The organism is Agrobacterium sp. M50-1 (genome assembly GCF_049843495.1).
Taxonomy (GTDB): Bacteria; Pseudomonadota; Alphaproteobacteria; order Rhizobiales; family Rhizobiaceae; genus Agrobacterium; species Agrobacterium radiobacter.
Window position 1 is genome coordinate 270,826 of record NZ_JBBHZH010000001.1, and the last position, 16,280, is coordinate 287,105.

Genomic DNA, 16,280 nt, shown 5'->3' on the forward strand with positions numbered 1-16,280 from the left:
CCTGGAGCTGTCAGTCCTGCCGGAGCGTCAGCCCGCTCGTCGTATCGAAAAGATGGATGTGTTCCAGCGGCGCCGACAGGCGGATGACTTCGTCCGCCGATGTCGAGGTCTGGCCGGAAAGATGCAGCGTCACCCGGGTGCCATCCCCGAGAGTACCGTAGAGGTAGGATTCGCCGCCCAGCTGTTCGGCGGTGCGCACAGACATGGTCAGTGCGCCTTCGCCACCTGCCTGCACATGGTTCGGGCGGATGCCGAGCGTCACTTTCTGACCGGGTTTGTAGGCAAAACCGGTCTGCGGTAGCGGGATCAACTCGCCGGTCGCGATCTTCAGGGATGGCGTTGCATCCGAAGTCACTTCGCCAGCAAAGAAGTTCATCTTCGGCGAACCGATGAAGCCCGCCACGAAGAGATTGGCCGGGCGATTGTAGAGATCAAGCGGCACCCCGAACTGTTCGAGCTTGCCGGCGCGCAGAACGGCAATCTTGTCGGCCATGGTCATGGCTTCCACCTGATCATGCGTCACATAGATCATGGTATTGCCGAGACGCCGGTGCAGGCTGGAAATCTCGCCGCGCATGTCGACGCGCAGTTCCGCATCGAGGTTGGAAAGAGGCTCATCGAAAAGGAACACGCGCGGCTCGCGCACCACCGCACGGCCGATAGCGACGCGCTGACGCTGACCGCCGGACAGATCCTTCGGGCGACGCTCAAGAAGCTGGTCGATCTGCAGCATCTTGGCCACCTGGGTGATCTTCTCGACGATGTCCTTCTTGGGCGTGCCGATATTCTCAAGCCCGAAGGACAGGTTTTCACGCACCGTCATATGCGGATAGAGGGCATAGGACTGGAACACCATGGCGAGACCACGATCCGCGGCCGGCACGGTGTTGACCACGTCACCGCCGATGACGATATCGCCGCTGCTCAGTTCTTCGAGACCGGAGATCATGCGCAGCAGGGTCGACTTGCCGCAGCCGGAAGGGCCGACGAAAACGCAGAATTCGCCGTGTTTGATATCGAGATCGACACCCTTGATCACATCGAGGGCACCATAAGTCTTTTTGACCTGACGAAGCTCTATACTTGCCATTGTCGTGTTTCCTCCCTGAGGATTATTTGCCGCCCGTCGATGCAATGCCGGTGGCGATGTATTTTTGCAGGAACATGAAGACCAGCGCGATCGGCGCGAGCGTCAGCACCGTCATGGCCAGTAGGTTGCTCCATTCCGTCGTCATCTCCCCCTGGAAGGAGTTGAGCGCCAGCTGCAGGGTGAAGTTGTCGTTGCGGGTCAGCACGATCAGCGGCCAGAGGAAGTCATTCCAGCGCCACATGATCGCAAGGATCGCGAGAACCGCAAGCGCCGGCGCCGAAAGCGGCAGGATGATGCGCCAGTAGATCTTCCATTCGCTGGCCTTGTCCATGCGGGCGGCATCGAGGATTTCATCCGGGATCGTCAGCATATATTGCCGCAGCAGGAAGACACCGGTCGGGGTGGCGGCACCGGGAATGATGACGCCCCAGAGACTGTTGATCATGCCCAGCTGGCTGGTGATGAGAAACAGCGGCACCAGCACGACGGTCTGCGGGATCATCAGCGTGCCGACAACCAGCGCCAGCACCACGCCCCTGCCCTTGAACTGGTATTTCGAGAGCGCAAAGGCCGCCATGGAATTGACGATCAGCATGATGAGGGTTGAGGTCACCGTGATGAAGGTCGAGTTCCAGAAATAGAGCGGAAAATTGAAGCGCTGGAAAAGCTCGGTGTAGTTTTCCGTGGCGAGCGCCACCTTTTCAGCCGGTTTCAGTTCGTTGAACTGCATTTTCAGGACTTCAGTGGGCTTTGTGGGATCAACCACCTGGGCAACGAGGCCGATGCGCCTGATCATGCCGAACTTGCGGCCATCCTTGTCGACATAGGCCGGCAGCGGCGCTGCCTGCCCGTCCACCACCACCGTTTCCTGGCTATAGGGCAGGAGGCGCGGCGGGAAGCGCTGGAGATCGGCTTCCGTCTTGAACGAGGAGAGCACCAGCCAGACGACGGGACCGAACATCATCAGCACGGCCACGCCGAGATAGGCGTAGGACAGCCAGTCGGTCCAGTGCAGCTTGCCGTTACGGCCGCGCGTACGGGTCAGAAATGCGCCAATCCTAGCCATCGACCTTGCTCCTGTTTGCCCGGAATTGCAGGGCGGTCAGCACCACGAGCACCACGGCGAGCAGCAGCGAAGCGGCAGCCGCAAGGCCGAAATTGCGGGGCGTCCCGGCAAAGCCGGTCTGATAGATAAACTGAATGATGAAGGTGGTCGCCGAACCCGGGCCGCCGCCCGTGAAGGCAAAGACTTCATCGAAGGTCTGCACGCCCTTGATGAGCGACAGGACGAGAACGACGAGCATGGTGGGAGCAAGCAGCGGCAGCGTAATGCGCCGGAAGATGCGCCAGGGGCTTGCCTTGTCGAGTTGCGCCGCCTCATAGACATCGCGCGGGATCGCCTGCAGACCGGCCAGAAGAATGAGCGTGTAAAAGCCCATATGCGCCCAGACTGAGAGGAAGACCGACCAGCCGAAGGCAAGATTGGCTTCGAGCAACCAGTCGACCGAACCGAGGCCGAGCCCTTCCATCGCGGCGTTGAGAACGCCGAAACGCTGGAGAATCCACTTCCAGATCAAGGCCACAACGACGGGTGACAGCAGCACGGGGAAGAAGAAGACGGCACGGAAGAACCCCCGCGCCCGTATATCGCGGTTAAGTACGATGGCCGTGATCAGCGAAAAGCCGACCATGAAACCCACCTGCAGCACCACGAAGAAAACCGTGTTCCAGACGGAGCGCCAGAACAGGTCGCGCTGACAGGAATTGGGGTCGAGGTAGTTCTGGCAGGAAAGAAGGACCGAGAAATTTTCGCCGCCCACGGCAGGGCGTTCGGAAAGCAATATGTGTTCGCTGCCGGTCACGGAATAGGCCATGTTCAGCACGATCGGCAGAAAGGCGAAGACCGCGAACAGGATCAGGTTGGGTGTGAGAAACACCCAGGCAATCCGCCGGTGGCCGAGAACCTTCTGAAGGAAGGCAAAGGGCAGTTCGACGATACCCATCACGGGCGCAAGAAATTTATACATGAGGGTCCTCCTTCGATCCGGCGCGGCGCGGCATGCACCGCGCCGGAAGGCGATGGATCACTTCGCCTGTTTCAACGCTTCCTCAAGGTCCGTCTTCGCGCGGGCCATGGCTTCATCAACCGTGCTTTCACCGACGATGGCCTGCGTGATGCGCTGGACGGAGATGTTGAACATGGCGCGATTGTTCTTGTAACCCTGATAGGTGTAGGCAATCGGGCTGAGGCTGGGGATCTGGTCCAGCCAGGCGTTCATGGCCTTTTGCGTCGCAGGCGTCGCACCGGTATAGGTCACACCCTTGTCGGCCACGGCCTTGTGGGCCGGAACGTTGCGGGTGCGAACGGTGAAGTCGAGATAATTCTCATCCTGAGCAAGGAAGTTCAGGATGTCAGCAACGATCTTCGGGTTCTTGGTCTGCTTGAAGCCGACAACGCCGGTGCCACCGGGCATGCCGGTGCAGGCAGAGCCGCCACAGGGCTGCGGCACGACTTCCCAGTCAAACGCATCACCGACCTGGCTGTCGAAACGCGCGGTCTGCCAGCTGCCGGAATAATAATAGACCAGCTGACCGTTGATGAATTCCTGTGCGGCGTCACGATAGGTGTTGCCGCCCTGTCCGGCCCAGACGTCGCGCGCCATGGTGCCGTCCTTGTTCCATTCGACGAATTTCTTCACGAACGTCGTGAAGCCTTCATCGACGAGAATGGGCTTACCATCGGCGTCGAAAATCTTTGCGCCATAGGAAATGGCCGGACCGGCAATGCGGTGGCCGGAACGGTCGATGGCCATCGGATAGGGCGTACCGGTTGCCTTGGCGACGGCACTAGCAGCTTTCGCCCAGTCATCCAGCGTTGCATCCTTGCCGGGCACGGCCACGTTGGCCTGATCGAACAGGGTGCGGTTGATGAAAGCGCCGGTGATGGTGAGCTGGGTGTGCATGCCGTAGATGCCCTTGTCGTCAGGGCCGCTGCGGTACCATTTCAGCACGTTCGAGAAATTGTCTTCCCAATATTTCGCGTCCACATAGGGCGTAAGATCGAGATAATAGCGGTTGAGACCACCAAGGTCGGTTACGGTTGCGAAATCCGGGCCGCTGCCGCCGGCGAGCTGCACGGGCAGGCCTTCCAGCAGCGCCTTGTAGGGTACGACGTCAGTGACGATCTTGACGTCCGGATGCTGCTTTTCATAACGCGCGAGAATGTCCTTGAGGATCTCACAGCCATTGCCGTCATAAGCGCAGGTGAAGCGCACTTCCTGCGCCGCCTGGGCGGCGCCGGCAAAGGACGCTGCGCCAATAGCGAGCGCCAATGCCATGCTGTATTTTCTGGTCATCTGGTTTCCTCCCTTAGATGATTATGCGTTGGCGGATGCGCGCGGGGCCCAGCCCTTGATCCACTCACCTTCAGCGGCGTCGGACAGGCGAACCGGCTTTCCTTCCCTGGCCGAGCGATAGATGGCGGTGACGAGTTCGATCGACTGCAAGCCGTCATGAACTGTGACTTCCTTGCCGCCGCGTCCTTCCATCGCGTCGGCAATGGCTTCGACAAAACCGGCAAAGCCGTTTTCGCCATCGGCCACCGTTGCCAGAACAGCGTCGATCTGATCCTGCGTGGTCGGTGCACGGGCGATGAAACGCCATGTGTCTTCAGCCGGGCGGTAAGGCAGCGTGCCGCTCTCGGCCGTGAACCCTTCAAAGCAGAAGCGAAGACGCGAGGTATCTTCGGCCGCACCGAGCGTGACCGAGCTCGTCGCCAGCGCACCGCTTTTCATGCGGAAGCTGAGCGCCGCGCAGTCTTCGGTTTCGATCTTGTTGACGCGCGTATCAGCCATGGCGAAAACTTCGTCGACCGGGCCGAGAACGTGGCAGAGAAGATCATGGGCGTGGATGGCGTGGCCGAGGATCGCGCCGCCGCACTCTCCCTTCCACGTACCGCGCCACGGAATGTCGTAATAGCTGGCGCCCCGGTTCCAATGGACTTCCGAGCTTGCGACAAAGGCCTTGCCCGCAAGACCGGCATCGATCAGCGCGCGCATCTGCCGCATGGCGTGTCCGAAACGATATTGGAAGACCGGAAACACACCGCGACCGGTCTTCTTGACAGAGTCGATCAGCGCGTTGGCCTCCTCCAGCGAGCGGACCAGCGGCTTTTCGCAGACCACATCCTTGCCCGCAGCATGCGCCTTCAGCGTGACAGGGAAATGCAGGTGCGGCGGCAGACACACGTCGATGAGCTGGATGCTCTCATCGGCCAGAACCTCATCGAGATCGGTGGTCAAACGAATGGAGGTATCATCGCCGGCGACGGAGCGGGCACGCTCCAGATCGAGATCGCAGATCGCCTTGACGACAAAGCGTTTGGGCAGCGCCCGATAGCCGCTCAGATGCTGGGCGCCGATGCCGGCGCCAATGATGGCAACACCGATCATTTCGAGGCTCCCTCAGCCTTGGCCTGTGCCTGAAGCGAAAGGTCGCAGACCTTGAAGACGTGTTCCTGCGTCATTGCCGTTTCCGTGCGGTTGCGGATATCGTCGCAGATACGGGCGAAATAGGGCAGACCAGCACCGGAAGCATCAATATACTCGCAGCGATCGCCATTCACGAGAATGAGGCGGTCTGTGCCTTCCGTATTGCCGACATCGACATATTTGCGCAGCTCGATGTAACCCTCGGTGCCGAGGATCGTCAGGCGGCCGTCACCCCAGGTCGGCAGCGCATCGGGCGTGTACCAATCGACGCGGATATAGCCGTGGCCCTTGTCACCACGCAGCACGACTTCGCCGAAATCCTGCAGGCCCGGATCATCAGGGTTGGCATAATTGGCAACGGTGGCAGCCACGATCTCCACTTCGGTCGAGCCGGTAAAGAACATGAACTGGTCGATCTGATGGCTGGCGATATCGGTGATGATGCCGCCGTAAGCTTCACGCTCGAAGAACCACTTCGGACGGATCTGGCGGTTCAGACGATGCGGGCCGAGGCCGACGGTCTGAATGACGCGGCCGATGGCGCCCTGCGCGACGAGTTCAGCCGCCTTGGTCACGCTCGGAACTTCAAAACGCTCGGAGAAATCGACGGTCCAGATGCGTTTGGTCTTGGCCACGGTCTGGCGAAGGCGATCGAGCTGTTCGAAGGTGGTGCAGCCTGGCTTGTCGGACATGACATCCTTGCCGGCTTCCATGGCGGCGATGGCGAGGTCGGCACGCTTGGAGGGGATATCGGCAATCACCACGAGGTCGATGGTACCATCCGCAAGCAGGGCCTCCTTCGATGCCGCACGCGGCACATTCGGGAAGCGTTTGACGAAACCTTCCACGACATCGGGTTCGCCTTCGGTCCACCAGCCGGCAAATTCCGCGCCAGCGTCCCGCAGATTCTGGGCCATGCCGAAAATATGCCGGTGCTCTATGCCAAGAGCGACGAACTTGATTGATTTAGTCATCCTGCAGTTCCACTTCCTTGCCGATGTCGGCCGAGTTGATGATCGCGTCGATCAATCTGTGAGACAAAAGAGCCGCGTCACCGGTAACGACCGGCGGGCGTCCTGAAGAGATGGCGTCTGCGAAATCCTCGAAGACACCCTGATGCCATTCATGCGTGAAAGCCATCGGGTCGGCGCCGCCGCCCGTGCCGGCGGCCGCGCCGCCGAAAGTCTCGTGCCGGCCATCACGCCAGTCGACATGCAACAGGCCGGAGGCGAGCCGCAGGCTGGCATTGTCGAAATGCAGGAGGATCGATTCCGCAGCGCCGGGGAAACTTGCGGTGCTTGCGACGAGCGAGCCGACAGCGCCGTTCTTGAAGCGCAGACCGGCAGAAACGTAATCTTCGGTTTCCATGCGATGGAAACGCGTCGTGGCCGCCATGGCCTGAACACGGGCGACCGGCCCCGTGAGGCTCAACGCCAGATCGATCGTATGAATTGCCTGGGAGATCAGAACGCCGCCGCCATCGCGCTCCAGGGTGCCGCGGCCCGGTTCGTCGTAATAGGATTGCGCGCGCCACCAGGGCACGGAAATTTCGCAGAGGCCCAGCGCTCCGAGCGCACCGCCATCGACAAGCTCACGGGCTTTCTGCGATGCAGCCCGCATGCGGTGCTGGAAGATGATGCCAAGCGTGACGCCCGCGTCACGACAGAGGGCGACAAGACCGTCGGCTTCCTGCGTATTCCGCGCGACGGGTTTTTCCATCAGGATGTGCTTGCCCGCTTTCGCGAGCTTTCCGACGATATCGATGCGGGCATTGGGCGGCGTCGCGATGATGGCGAAATCGACATCCGCATCACGCGCCGCTTCCTCGATCGAGGAATAAACGATGACTTCATATCCGGTGTGTTTCGACGCTTCCGCGGCCAATGCCCTGGCGCGGCCGGAACCGCCATCAACGATTCCCTTCAGGCGAATTTTCTCAGGGCTTGCCGTACAGGCAAGCACATGCGTCTTCGCCACCATTCCGGCACCAACGATGACGCAGGTCTTGATATTTTGCATTTCGGGAGCCTCCTTCCCAATGCGCAATCATTTGCATACCGGTATGCCGGTTGTCAACACACTTGTGTTCCGGTATACCGGTTATGAAAACGCTGGAGGGGTAAATGCCGAAAATTCCCGTAACAGGCGGCACCGTGCCGACGATGGAACGACTGGACCTTCACCGTCCGGTCGTTGACCAGATCTATTCCGCGCTGAAATCGGCCATCCTTTCGCGGGAGCTTTTTCCCGGCCAGGCCGTTTCGGAAAACGAAATCGGTCAATCCTTCAGTTCCAGCCGGACGCCGGTGCGCGAAGCGCTGAGCCGCCTGCGGGATGACGGCCTGATCGTCACCCTGCCAAGCCGCGGGACCTATGTTTCGCGATTATCGGAAAAGAACATCCGCAGCGCGCAATTCATCCGCGAGGCTCTGGAGGTTGCAGCGGTTAGCAGGCTTTGCCAGATCGGCCTGACGGCAGAGGCCGAACTGGAGATCGAACACACCCTGAACGGCCAGCGCGAGGCCATGCGCCGCGGAGACAGAAAGGCTTTCCGCGTGCATGACGACCAGTTCCACAGCGCGCTTGCCGCTGCAACGGGTCTCGAGAGACTGGAAACGCTGTTGATCCGCGAAAAGGCGGGGCTGGATCGCCTGCGCGCACTCGCCATCACCGACGAGGCGCATATGGCACGCCTGCTCTCCGAACATGAGGCGGTTTACGACGCGATCAAGGCGGGGGACGAAGCCCGTGCGGCCGACGATTTGCGCAAGCACTTAAGGCGTGTCCTCGGCATTCTTTCGCAGGTTTTCGAGAACCATCAGGACTATTTCGAATAATTCTGCGGCATCTTTTTCAACGGTTCGAGCACCATGAATACGGCAAATCCCGGACAAACGCTTGCCATGTCGCAGGCGAAACTTCTTTGCGACACGATGAGCACACTTGCGGAATCCCCTGTTTGGGACGAGCGGCGACAGGTGCTTTTCTGGTGCGACATCCTCGGCAGGACGGTGCGGTCTGCAGCGCTTGAGCCGGGTCTCTATCGCGAATGGTCTTTTCCCCACACGGTATCGAGCCTCGGGCTTTGTCAGAACGGCGATCTCATCGTCGCCTGCGGTATGGATATTATCACCCTCGACCCGGAAAGCGGAAAAACGCGTCTCCTCCATTCCATTCCGGCACCGGACGGCATCCCCTGCCGGCTGAACGACGGACGGATCGGCCCTGACGGCGCTTTCTGGGTGGGAACCATGCACAATGTGCCGCTCCCGGACATGCAGCCATATGGCGAACTTTGGCGGATCACCGAAAAGAACGCCGAGCGCATGCAGACCGGGCTGACATGCCCCAACGGGCTCGCCTTCTCCCAGGATGGATCGATCATGTGGCAAAGCGATTCCGTCCAGAAATGGATACGCCGGCGAAAATTCGACAGCAGCAACGGCAGGTTCGATGAGGGCGTGCTGGTGGCCCAGATGACGGAAGAGACAGGAAGACCCGATGGCGGCTGTCTCGATAGCAGCGGCAACTATTACAGCGCGGGCGTGTCAGCGGGCTTGCTCAACGTTTTCACATCCGACGGCAAGCTGGCGGATGTGATCAACGCTCCTGTCCCGCACCCCACCATGCCCTGCTTCGGAGGGGCCGATTTCAATATCCTATTCCTGACATCGCATCGCCACAACATGTCCGAAGACCGGCTTGCGAAAGCGCCATCTTCGGGCGGCGTCTGGGCGATCCCGACGCAGACGAAAGGGTTCGCCGGCTTCCGTTTTGGCGAAGGCGGATAACGCCCGGAAGTCGGCTCGGATTCCTACTCCTCCCGGAAGGCGCGGCTGATCTGGTCCGTCAGCGGCTTGGCGATATAGGACAGCGCCGTTCTTTCGCTGGTCTGAATGAAGGCCTCAGCCGGCATCCCCGGCACCAGCGGCGCCTTGTTCAGCTTCTGCCGCTCGGAGACCGGCACGGAAATCCGGGCCAGATAATAGGAGAGACCGCTGCGCTGATCGGTGGTGATATCAGCCGCAACGCGGCTGACATGGCCTTCCAGTTCCGGCGTGACCCGCTGGTTGAAGGCAGTCATGCGCAACATCGCCTTTTGCCCCACCTGCAGCTGATCAATATCCTTCGGCACGATCTGCACCTCCAGCGCAAGCTCATCGCCGTCAGGGACGATGAGCATGATCGGATCCGCCGGCGTCACCACGCCGCCCACGGTATGTACGGCCATTTCATGCACCATGCCGGACTGCGGCGCGACGATATCGATGCGCTTCAGCTGGTCTTCGGCGGCGACCTTGCGCTCGACGAATTCCCCCATCTGGGCCTGTATCTCGCGTAATTCCCGACCGACCTCGGTGCGCAGCTCCTGATCGATCTGCAGGATTTGCAGCCTGGTTTCGGTGATGCGGCCCGCCGTCTGCGCCTGATAGGCGATTTTTTCGCCGCGCTCGCCGCCGAATGTCGCGGCCTGTGTCTGCAGGCTGTTCAGCCGCTGCACGGACACGACACCCTGTTCGCGCAGGGATTTCTGCGAGGTGATTTCCGCCTCCAGCACGGCGAGGCCGTTATCATAGGCGACTTCCTGCGCCTTCAGCCCTTCGATCTCATGTTCGAACTGGGTGATGCGTTCCGAAAGCTGCGCTTTGCGCCCTTCGCGGTAAGATTTGCGGAATTCGAACAACTTGGTTTCACTGCGCATGGCGGAGGCGACATCGGGATCGTCCTTTCGCACGATGAGAGTCTGCGGAAAGACGAGTTCCGGCAGATCGTCACGCTCGGCCTCCAGCCTTGCCATCCTCGCATTCAACTCATCCAGACGTTTGGTGACGATGGCGAGATTGGCGCGGGTCTGGGTCGCGTCGAGGCGCATGACCACATCGCCGGCCTTCACCCTGTCGCCCTCGTTCACCAGAATTTCACCGACGACACCGCCGCTCGGGTGCTGCACCTTCTTCGTATAGGAATCCACCACCAGATGGCCCGAGGCAACCACCGCGCCGGCAAGATTAGTCGTCGCGGCCCATCCGCCGACACCGCCAAGCAGCACGACGCCGGTGGCAAGACCGGCAAGAAGATGTTTGCGGATGGAGCGGGACACATGGCTGCGCTGATCAATGTTTGACATCCGCATCTCCTTCCTGGCTGTTCTCTTCACGGACCTCTTCCAACACAGCAACCTGGGGCTGGGCATTGGCAACAACGCGCAGCGGCGAGATTGTCTGAGCGGATGCGGTAAATCCCTTGGCCGCCTGCGCCGGCGGAGCGCGCAGCACTTTCGACAACACCTCGTCGCGCGGGCCAAAGGCCTTCATCCGTCCCTCTTCCATCATCAGAATGAAATCGACAGCACCGATGGCGCTCGGCCGGTGGGCGACGACGACGGCAATACCGCCCCGCGCCTTAACCGAAGAAATCGCCTTCACCACGGCGGCTTCGCCTTCCGCGTCGAGATTGGCGTTGGGTTCGTCCAGCACGACGATGAAGGGATCGCCATAAAGAGCCCGGGCAAGACCGATGCGCTGGCGCTGCCCAGCGGAAAGCGCCGAACCCGCCTCGCCGATATCGCTGTCATATCCCTTTTCGAAACGCAGGATCAGCTCATGCGCGCCGGCAGCCCTGGCCGCCGCAATGATGGCGTCAGGATCGGGATCATCCTCGAAACGGGAGATATTTTCACCGATCGTGCCGTCGAACAGCTCCACGCCCTGCGGCAGATAACCGATATGACGGCCGAGCGCTTCCCGGTCCCACTGATCGAAACTTGCGCCGTCCAGTCGCACCTTGCCGGCAGCCGGCATCCAGGCGCCGGTGAGAATGCGCGAGAGGGTGGATTTACCCGAGCCGGAGGGGCCGATGACGCCGAGTGCGTTTCCAGCGCTCACGATAAAACCGAGACCGGTGACCGTCGGCTTTCTCTCTCCCGGCGGAACGACGGTGACGTTTTCGACCCGCAATTCCTTTTCAGGCTTCGGCAGCGCCATGGCGGCGGCATTGGCCGGCATCTGCGCGAAAAGCTCCCTCAGGCGCGCCCAGCTCTGGCGGGCGGCCACGAAGGACTTCCAGTTGGAAATGGCAAGATCAACGGGCGCCAAGGCCCGACCCATCATGATCGAACTGGCGATCATCACGCCGCCGGAGGCTTCCTGGTTGATGACAAGCCATGCCCCAACCGCAAGAATGGCCGATTGCAGCACCACGCGCAGGGATTTTGCAATATTACCGAGACCGCCGGCCACGTCGCCTGCCTTGCGATTGGCGGCGAGATAGGCCTCGTTGGAATTCCGCCAGCGTTTGCCAAGCCGGCCACCCAGCCCCATGGCCTGCACGACTTCGGCATTGCGGCGCGAGGCCTCCAGCTGCCGGTTGCGGGCCATGTTTTCCACCATGGTGTCGCGGATCGGCTTCTGCGAGAAGATATTGGTGAGGATCGTAAGGGAGACGAGCAATATCGCGCCGGCAAGGGCCGTGACGCCGATCCAGAAATGAAACAGAAAACATATGCCGAGATAAAGCGGCATCCACGGCAGATCAAAAAACGCAGTCGGCCCCGTGCCGGACAGAAAACCGCGCACATTATCGAGATCGCGCAACGGCTGCAGACCATCGCCCGGCATGCGGTTGACGAGCGGCAGGCGCACTACCGCATCATGCACCTTGCCGGAGTGGCGCATGTCGAAGTCTTCGCCGATACGGATCAGGACGCGCGCGCGGATGATATCAAGCAGGCATTGAAAGCCGTAAAGGCCAAGCGCGAGAAGAGCGAGCCCGACCAGTGTCGGCAGGCTGCCGCTTGCCAGCACCCGGTCATAAACCTGCAGCATGAAGAGCGGCGACGTGAGCGCGAGTATATTGACCACGCCGCTGACGAGCGCGACGCCGAGAAACGTGCTTTTAAGGGGCGAAACAACCGCCGCAGTGAGGGACTGCGGCGGCGTCTGCTGGTGGTTTTGAAAGCCCACAGCCTGTTTTTCCTTTACGCGGCAAGCGCCGTTGCGCTGGCGAAAATGAAGTCCGATGCGTCGAGTACATTTGCATCGACGCCATTCAGCGTGATGGAGACGGAAGTGTCTGCTGCAGAAAGGATAACGGCATTTCCATTATCATTATACCACAACAAATCGTCCACCGAAGTTGCGCCCCAGGCGGAAACATCGAGCGTATCCGTGCCATCCTGATAGCCGTAGGTTCCGGCCGGGCCAGCCTGCACGACATCATTACCGCCAGAGAATACGAAAGTATCCGCACCGGCAAAGCCGGTCAGGGTGTTGGAGGCAGCCGTGTCCTCGATCACCGTGCCGGTAGCGGCAAAATAATCATAGAAGCCGGCCAGCGAACCGAAGCGGGCAAGCTGGTAAACCGCGAGATCGAGAAGATCGCGAGCACCGGCGAGCGAGTAGGCGCTGTCTGGATCGATCAGCAGTTCCTGCTGGTTGACGGCGATGCCGCTCGTGGACTGGCTGTAGCCGGTGCCGAGAACGATGCTGTCGACCGAACCCGTCAGGTTGCCCTGGGAGTACTGCAGAGCGCCGCTCATGACGATGCCCTTGCCGCCGGAGCTGCCATCGCCCCACGCCTCATAGGTCGTGTTCGGATCGATGGTGGTGGTGGCGAGAGAGCTGGTCTGAGCGTCGTAGAACGCACCATAGGTCGAACCGAAACCGCTCGTCCAACCGTTGAGGTAACCGATGAGGTCGGAGGAAGACTGCGTCAGTTGAATTGTGGTAGCCATAGGTGTACTCCTTTGCTGGCCAATAGAGGTACCTTCGTCCTGTGGCGAAGGCGTTTCATCTCCGGGACGGGCTGCAACCCAGCCCGGAGAATTTCTTCCGCGTTTCAGAACTTCACATTCATCGTCGCGATAAAGGTGCGGCCCGGCGCCGTGTAGGCGCTGGCTGCCGGGATATATTTGCGGTCCGTCAGGTTGTTGACGGCGAAGCGAAGCGTGGCCTTGTCGTTGAAGGCATAGGAACCGTAGAGATCCACCGTCGTGTAGGGATCGGTCACCTCACGCAGATTGCCCTCCGTATCGAGCGTGCGCGACTGCGTCGGCGTGACGTGGTTGAGCCTTGCGCCCAGCGAGAATTTCTCATCAAAGAAACGCATGCCGCCATCGAGCGTCAGCTTCACCTTGGGCGCGACGTCGCCCGGCCAGGCGACGATTTCGCCCGTTGTCGTGGTCGTGCTGTTGGAAAAGACCTGTGTCTTTTCAGGCCATTCCGTCTTCAGAAACGTCGCCGAGCCGCCGAGCCAGAAACGCCGGGCATCATAGTTGCCCTCGAATTCAAGCCCGCGCATATAGGTCGTGCCATCAAGATTGACGAAGCTGGTATAGGTGCGGTCGAGGACCTGATCCGTGACGAGATAACCGAGAGCGATGTAGTCCTTCACCTCTCGGCGAAAGGCGGCCATTTTGATGCGGATGGAATCGTCGTCCAGCAGCACGCCATCGAAGCTCATATTCGCACCGATTTCATAGGTCGTCGCTTTTTCGGCGCGCAGGGCCTGGTTCGGCGCATATTCGTATCCGGCGCTATCGCCCGGACGCGCACCGGCGAAAAAAGCCTCGAGAATTGTCGGCGGACGCAGGCTCTGGGAATAGCTCACATAGGGGCGGAACCAGTCGACGGGTTTCAGTTCGATTGTGGCGGAGGGCAGCCAGGCGCTGTAGGTGCGATCGATATCGACATTGTGCGCGGGATATTCTGTGACGGGCGTATTGGTGGTTATACCTGTTCCGGGCATGCAGTTGGCTGACGTGCGCGGCCAGACGCTAGCGAGAAAAACGTTATATCGCGAGGCCCACGACGGAGGATTGGCGGGACGAAAGACCTGATTGAAATAGTCCAGAGGCGTATAATGATTTTTCACCAGATCGCAGGGCACACTCGTCGTTACCGTTGTGTCCTTAACGCTATAGTAGGTCGCCGATCCCTTAAGACGCGACCAGTCGTAACGTACGCCGCCGCTCAAGGTGATCCAATCGGCCGGCTCCAGTTCACCGTTCAAAAACAGGCTGGCGACATCGCGCCGCCCGGCCGGGCTGAATGACGTGTAGCTGCTGGCGAAAGAGGGATTTTCCGCGATTTTGGCGCTTGTCGCAACGGATGTGGCAATATCGCGGAAGGCTTCCGCTCCATAATTCAGGCTAAGCCCGCCCGCCACCGTGTCAAAGCGACTGGTATTTTCCAGACTGCCGCCGAAGCTGCGCAGGCCCATGTCGAGATTCGTCTCTACCGCATAAGTACGCGCCGCCCGCAATTCATGCGTCATATTATCGTTCAGCCACAGCGACGACTTGAAGTCGATGAGCTCGCTCTCCGGATCCCAGTCCAGTTTCGCGACGACGCTGTCGTTTCGCACGCTTTCGCGGTCGATCACCGTGGAAGCGCCCTGAACGAAATCATTCTCCTGATGCATCCAGGATAGCGACGCTTTCACGTCGCCGAAGTCGCCTTCACCCTTGAAAAAGGTCGACCAGCCATCGCGGCCCAGCAGGTCTTTCATCGTCAGCGCGGTGCTTCGGGCCTCGCCTTTTGTTCCGATCTTGTATTCATCCATGATCGTGCGGCTGTAGCCGGCTACGAAGGAGAGAGGAGCGTCCGGCGAGCGGACGGCGCCGAGAACAGAGCCCTGAAAATCATAGCCGTTGGTGCCGCGGGAAACATTCACTTCCCCGCCCTTGTTCTCACCTGCGGCAATCAGATCATCGGCGCTGACGGTACGGAACTCGACCTTGCCGCCCAGAGACCCGGCGTTACCCGACCGTGCATTGGTTATTTTTTCGATCTCGACGGCACGGATGAAGGCGACATCGACATAACCCTGCCCGGCGCTTGCGGTGTAGCTCGTCGCGCCGCCGAAAGCCGCGCCACGCTGCGCGTTCTGCCGCGCGCCATCGATGGAGACGACCACGCGGCCGCTTTCCTGCAAACCACGCACATTGGGCGAAACGGTTGGGAAGCTGCCGTTGCCTTCGCCCGCATAAACGCCCGAAACCCGGTTGAAAACATCACGCGTGTTGCGCACGCCGGCCGACTGGATCGCCTCACGGCCAACGACGCTGACGCTGGCAGGCGTTTCGTAAACCCAGTCGGGCGTGCCCTGATAACCAGAGCCGGCAATGGAATTGCGACCGGTTTTACCGGTCACGGTGATGGTTTCGAGAACCGTCGTACCCTCCGTCCCCGAGAGATCGACAGTCGATTGTCCCGTGCCGATGATCACGGTTCTGCCATTTCCGGTGATGCGGAAATTGACCCCCGTTCCCGCCAGCAACCGCGACAGCGCATCCCGTACCGTGAAACTGCCGGTGACGGCATTGGTGCGCACATTGCCGGCAGACGGCGTGGCAAGTGTGACCTGAAGGCCGGATTGACGCCCGAAAGCGCCCACGACGGAGGATAGTGACTGGGCGGGAATATTGAATGGCCGCGTTGCCCCCTGCTCACCAGCGGGGCGCTGAGAATTTGCGATGTCAGTACCGGTCTGGGCAAAAATAGGCGCGGCGAATGAAACGGCGATCGCCGTTGTCGCCAGCAGCACGCCCCTGCGCGCCCGCTTTGCCGCTTTTCGCTGTGAACCGATCTTGCATGTCTGGAGGCGCATATTGCTTTTGTCTTCCTGTCTTTCGCTCCGGATATATCTTGACCGGATTACTCAACAAAAAGACGATTGCCTCGTCGATTTTTTTCAGGCTT

General features: G+C 60.3%; 13 protein-coding genes. 2 read left to right on the top strand and 11 right to left on the bottom strand.

The window, feature by feature from the left end:
- Window positions 1-10 precede the first annotated feature (10 nt).
- From WDZ78_RS01140 to WDZ78_RS01170, 7 genes are read right to left on the bottom strand one after another with little or no spacing between them, the layout of a single operon-like run.
- Complete coding sequence (locus WDZ78_RS01140) at window positions 11-1,090, bottom strand: ABC transporter ATP-binding protein (protein WP_026372504.1); 1,080 nt, start codon at window positions 1,088-1,090, stop codon at window positions 11-13.
- Window positions 1,091-1,112: 22 nt separating this feature from the next.
- Complete coding sequence (locus WDZ78_RS01145) at window positions 1,113-2,156, bottom strand: carbohydrate ABC transporter permease (protein ID WP_020011946.1); 1,044 nt, start codon at window positions 2,154-2,156, stop codon at window positions 1,113-1,115.
- Window positions 2,149-3,117 (bottom strand): carbohydrate ABC transporter permease, encoded by a 969-nt coding sequence (locus tag WDZ78_RS01150; RefSeq protein WP_020011947.1) that lies wholly within the window; start codon window positions 3,115-3,117, stop codon window positions 2,149-2,151. The genes WDZ78_RS01145 and WDZ78_RS01150 overlap by 8 nt, the downstream gene beginning before the upstream one ends.
- A 57-nt stretch (window positions 3,118-3,174) precedes the next feature.
- On the bottom strand, window positions 3,175-4,446 hold the full coding sequence (locus WDZ78_RS01155) for an ABC transporter substrate-binding protein (RefSeq protein ID WP_080866878.1): 1,272 nt from the start codon (window positions 4,444-4,446) through the stop codon (window positions 3,175-3,177).
- Window positions 4,447-4,467: 21 nt separating this feature from the next.
- Window positions 4,468-5,541: a Gfo/Idh/MocA family protein gene (locus tag WDZ78_RS01160; RefSeq protein WP_425672074.1), complete on the bottom strand. Its 1,074-nt coding sequence runs from the start codon at window positions 5,539-5,541 to the stop codon at window positions 4,468-4,470.
- Window positions 5,538-6,554 carry a Gfo/Idh/MocA family protein gene (locus WDZ78_RS01165; RefSeq protein ID WP_425672075.1) on the bottom strand — a complete coding sequence of 339 codons (1,017 nt, stop codon included), beginning with the start codon at window positions 6,552-6,554 and terminating at the stop codon, window positions 5,538-5,540. The genes WDZ78_RS01160 and WDZ78_RS01165 overlap by 4 nt, the downstream gene beginning before the upstream one ends.
- On the bottom strand, window positions 6,547-7,599 hold the full coding sequence (locus WDZ78_RS01170; protein ID WP_425672076.1) for a Gfo/Idh/MocA family protein: 1,053 nt from the start codon (window positions 7,597-7,599) through the stop codon (window positions 6,547-6,549). The genes WDZ78_RS01165 and WDZ78_RS01170 overlap by 8 nt, the downstream gene beginning before the upstream one ends.
- 104 nt (window positions 7,600-7,703) lie before the next feature.
- Between WDZ78_RS01170 and WDZ78_RS01175 the strand changes: the two genes are divergently transcribed.
- Complete coding sequence (locus WDZ78_RS01175) at window positions 7,704-8,417, top strand: GntR family transcriptional regulator (protein WP_020011952.1); 714 nt, start codon at window positions 7,704-7,706, stop codon at window positions 8,415-8,417.
- A 33-nt stretch (window positions 8,418-8,450) separates the two neighbouring features.
- Entirely contained in the window at window positions 8,451-9,371 is a 921-nt protein-coding gene (locus tag WDZ78_RS01180) for an SMP-30/gluconolactonase/LRE family protein (protein ID WP_425672077.1), read from the top strand.
- A gap of 23 nt (window positions 9,372-9,394) precedes the next feature.
- Here WDZ78_RS01180 and WDZ78_RS01185 read toward each other — a convergent pair whose 3' ends face one another.
- The 4 genes from WDZ78_RS01185 to WDZ78_RS01200 all read right to left on the bottom strand — a co-directional run bounded on the left by WDZ78_RS01185 (window position 9,395) and on the right by WDZ78_RS01200 (window position 16,188).
- On the bottom strand, window positions 9,395-10,708 hold the full coding sequence (locus WDZ78_RS01185) for an HlyD family type I secretion periplasmic adaptor subunit (RefSeq protein WP_425672078.1): 1,314 nt from the start codon (window positions 10,706-10,708) through the stop codon (window positions 9,395-9,397).
- The gene (locus WDZ78_RS01190; protein ID WP_020011955.1) at window positions 10,695-12,542 is read right to left on the bottom strand and encodes a type I secretion system permease/ATPase; all 1,848 of its coding nucleotides are present in this window, start codon (window positions 12,540-12,542) and stop codon (window positions 10,695-10,697) included. Before WDZ78_RS01190 ends, WDZ78_RS01185 begins: the two co-directional genes overlap by 14 nt.
- 14 nt (window positions 12,543-12,556) lie before the next feature.
- Window positions 12,557-13,312 (bottom strand): hypothetical protein, encoded by a 756-nt coding sequence (locus WDZ78_RS01195; RefSeq protein WP_020011956.1) that lies wholly within the window; start codon window positions 13,310-13,312, stop codon window positions 12,557-12,559.
- A 104-nt stretch (window positions 13,313-13,416) separates the two neighbouring features.
- Entirely contained in the window at window positions 13,417-16,188 is a 2,772-nt protein-coding gene (locus WDZ78_RS01200; protein ID WP_425672079.1) for a TonB-dependent hemoglobin/transferrin/lactoferrin family receptor, read from the bottom strand.
- Window positions 16,189-16,280: the final 92 nt, after the last annotated feature.

Bases quoted from the DNA above. Each gene is read 5' to 3' on its own strand.
- WDZ78_RS01140 (WP_026372504.1), bottom strand. From the start codon at position 1,090: ATGGCAAGTATAGAGCTTCGTCAGGTCAAAAAGACTTATGGTGCCCTC.
- WDZ78_RS01145 (WP_020011946.1), bottom strand. From the start codon at position 2,156: ATGGCTAGGATTGGCGCATTTCTGACCCGTACGCGCGGCCGTAACGGC.
- WDZ78_RS01150 (WP_020011947.1), bottom strand. From the start codon at position 3,117: ATGTATAAATTTCTTGCGCCCGTGATGGGTATCGTCGAACTGCCCTTT.
- WDZ78_RS01155 (WP_080866878.1), bottom strand. From the start codon at position 4,446: ATGACCAGAAAATACAGCATGGCATTGGCGCTCGCTATTGGCGCAGCG.
- WDZ78_RS01160 (WP_425672074.1), bottom strand. From the start codon at position 5,541: ATGATCGGTGTTGCCATCATTGGCGCCGGCATCGGCGCCCAGCATCTG.
- WDZ78_RS01165 (WP_425672075.1), bottom strand. From the start codon at position 6,554: ATGACTAAATCAATCAAGTTCGTCGCTCTTGGCATAGAGCACCGGCAT.
- WDZ78_RS01170 (WP_425672076.1), bottom strand. From the start codon at position 7,599: ATGCAAAATATCAAGACCTGCGTCATCGTTGGTGCCGGAATGGTGGCG.
- WDZ78_RS01175 (WP_020011952.1), top strand. From the start codon at position 7,704: ATGCCGAAAATTCCCGTAACAGGCGGCACCGTGCCGACGATGGAACGA.
- WDZ78_RS01180 (WP_425672077.1), top strand. From the start codon at position 8,451: ATGAATACGGCAAATCCCGGACAAACGCTTGCCATGTCGCAGGCGAAA.
- WDZ78_RS01185 (WP_425672078.1), bottom strand. From the start codon at position 10,708: ATGTCAAACATTGATCAGCGCAGCCATGTGTCCCGCTCCATCCGCAAA.
- WDZ78_RS01195 (WP_020011956.1), bottom strand. From the start codon at position 13,312: ATGGCTACCACAATTCAACTGACGCAGTCTTCCTCCGACCTCATCGGT.
- WDZ78_RS01200 (WP_425672079.1), bottom strand. From the start codon at position 16,188: ATGCGCCTCCAGACATGCAAGATCGGTTCACAGCGAAAAGCGGCAAAG.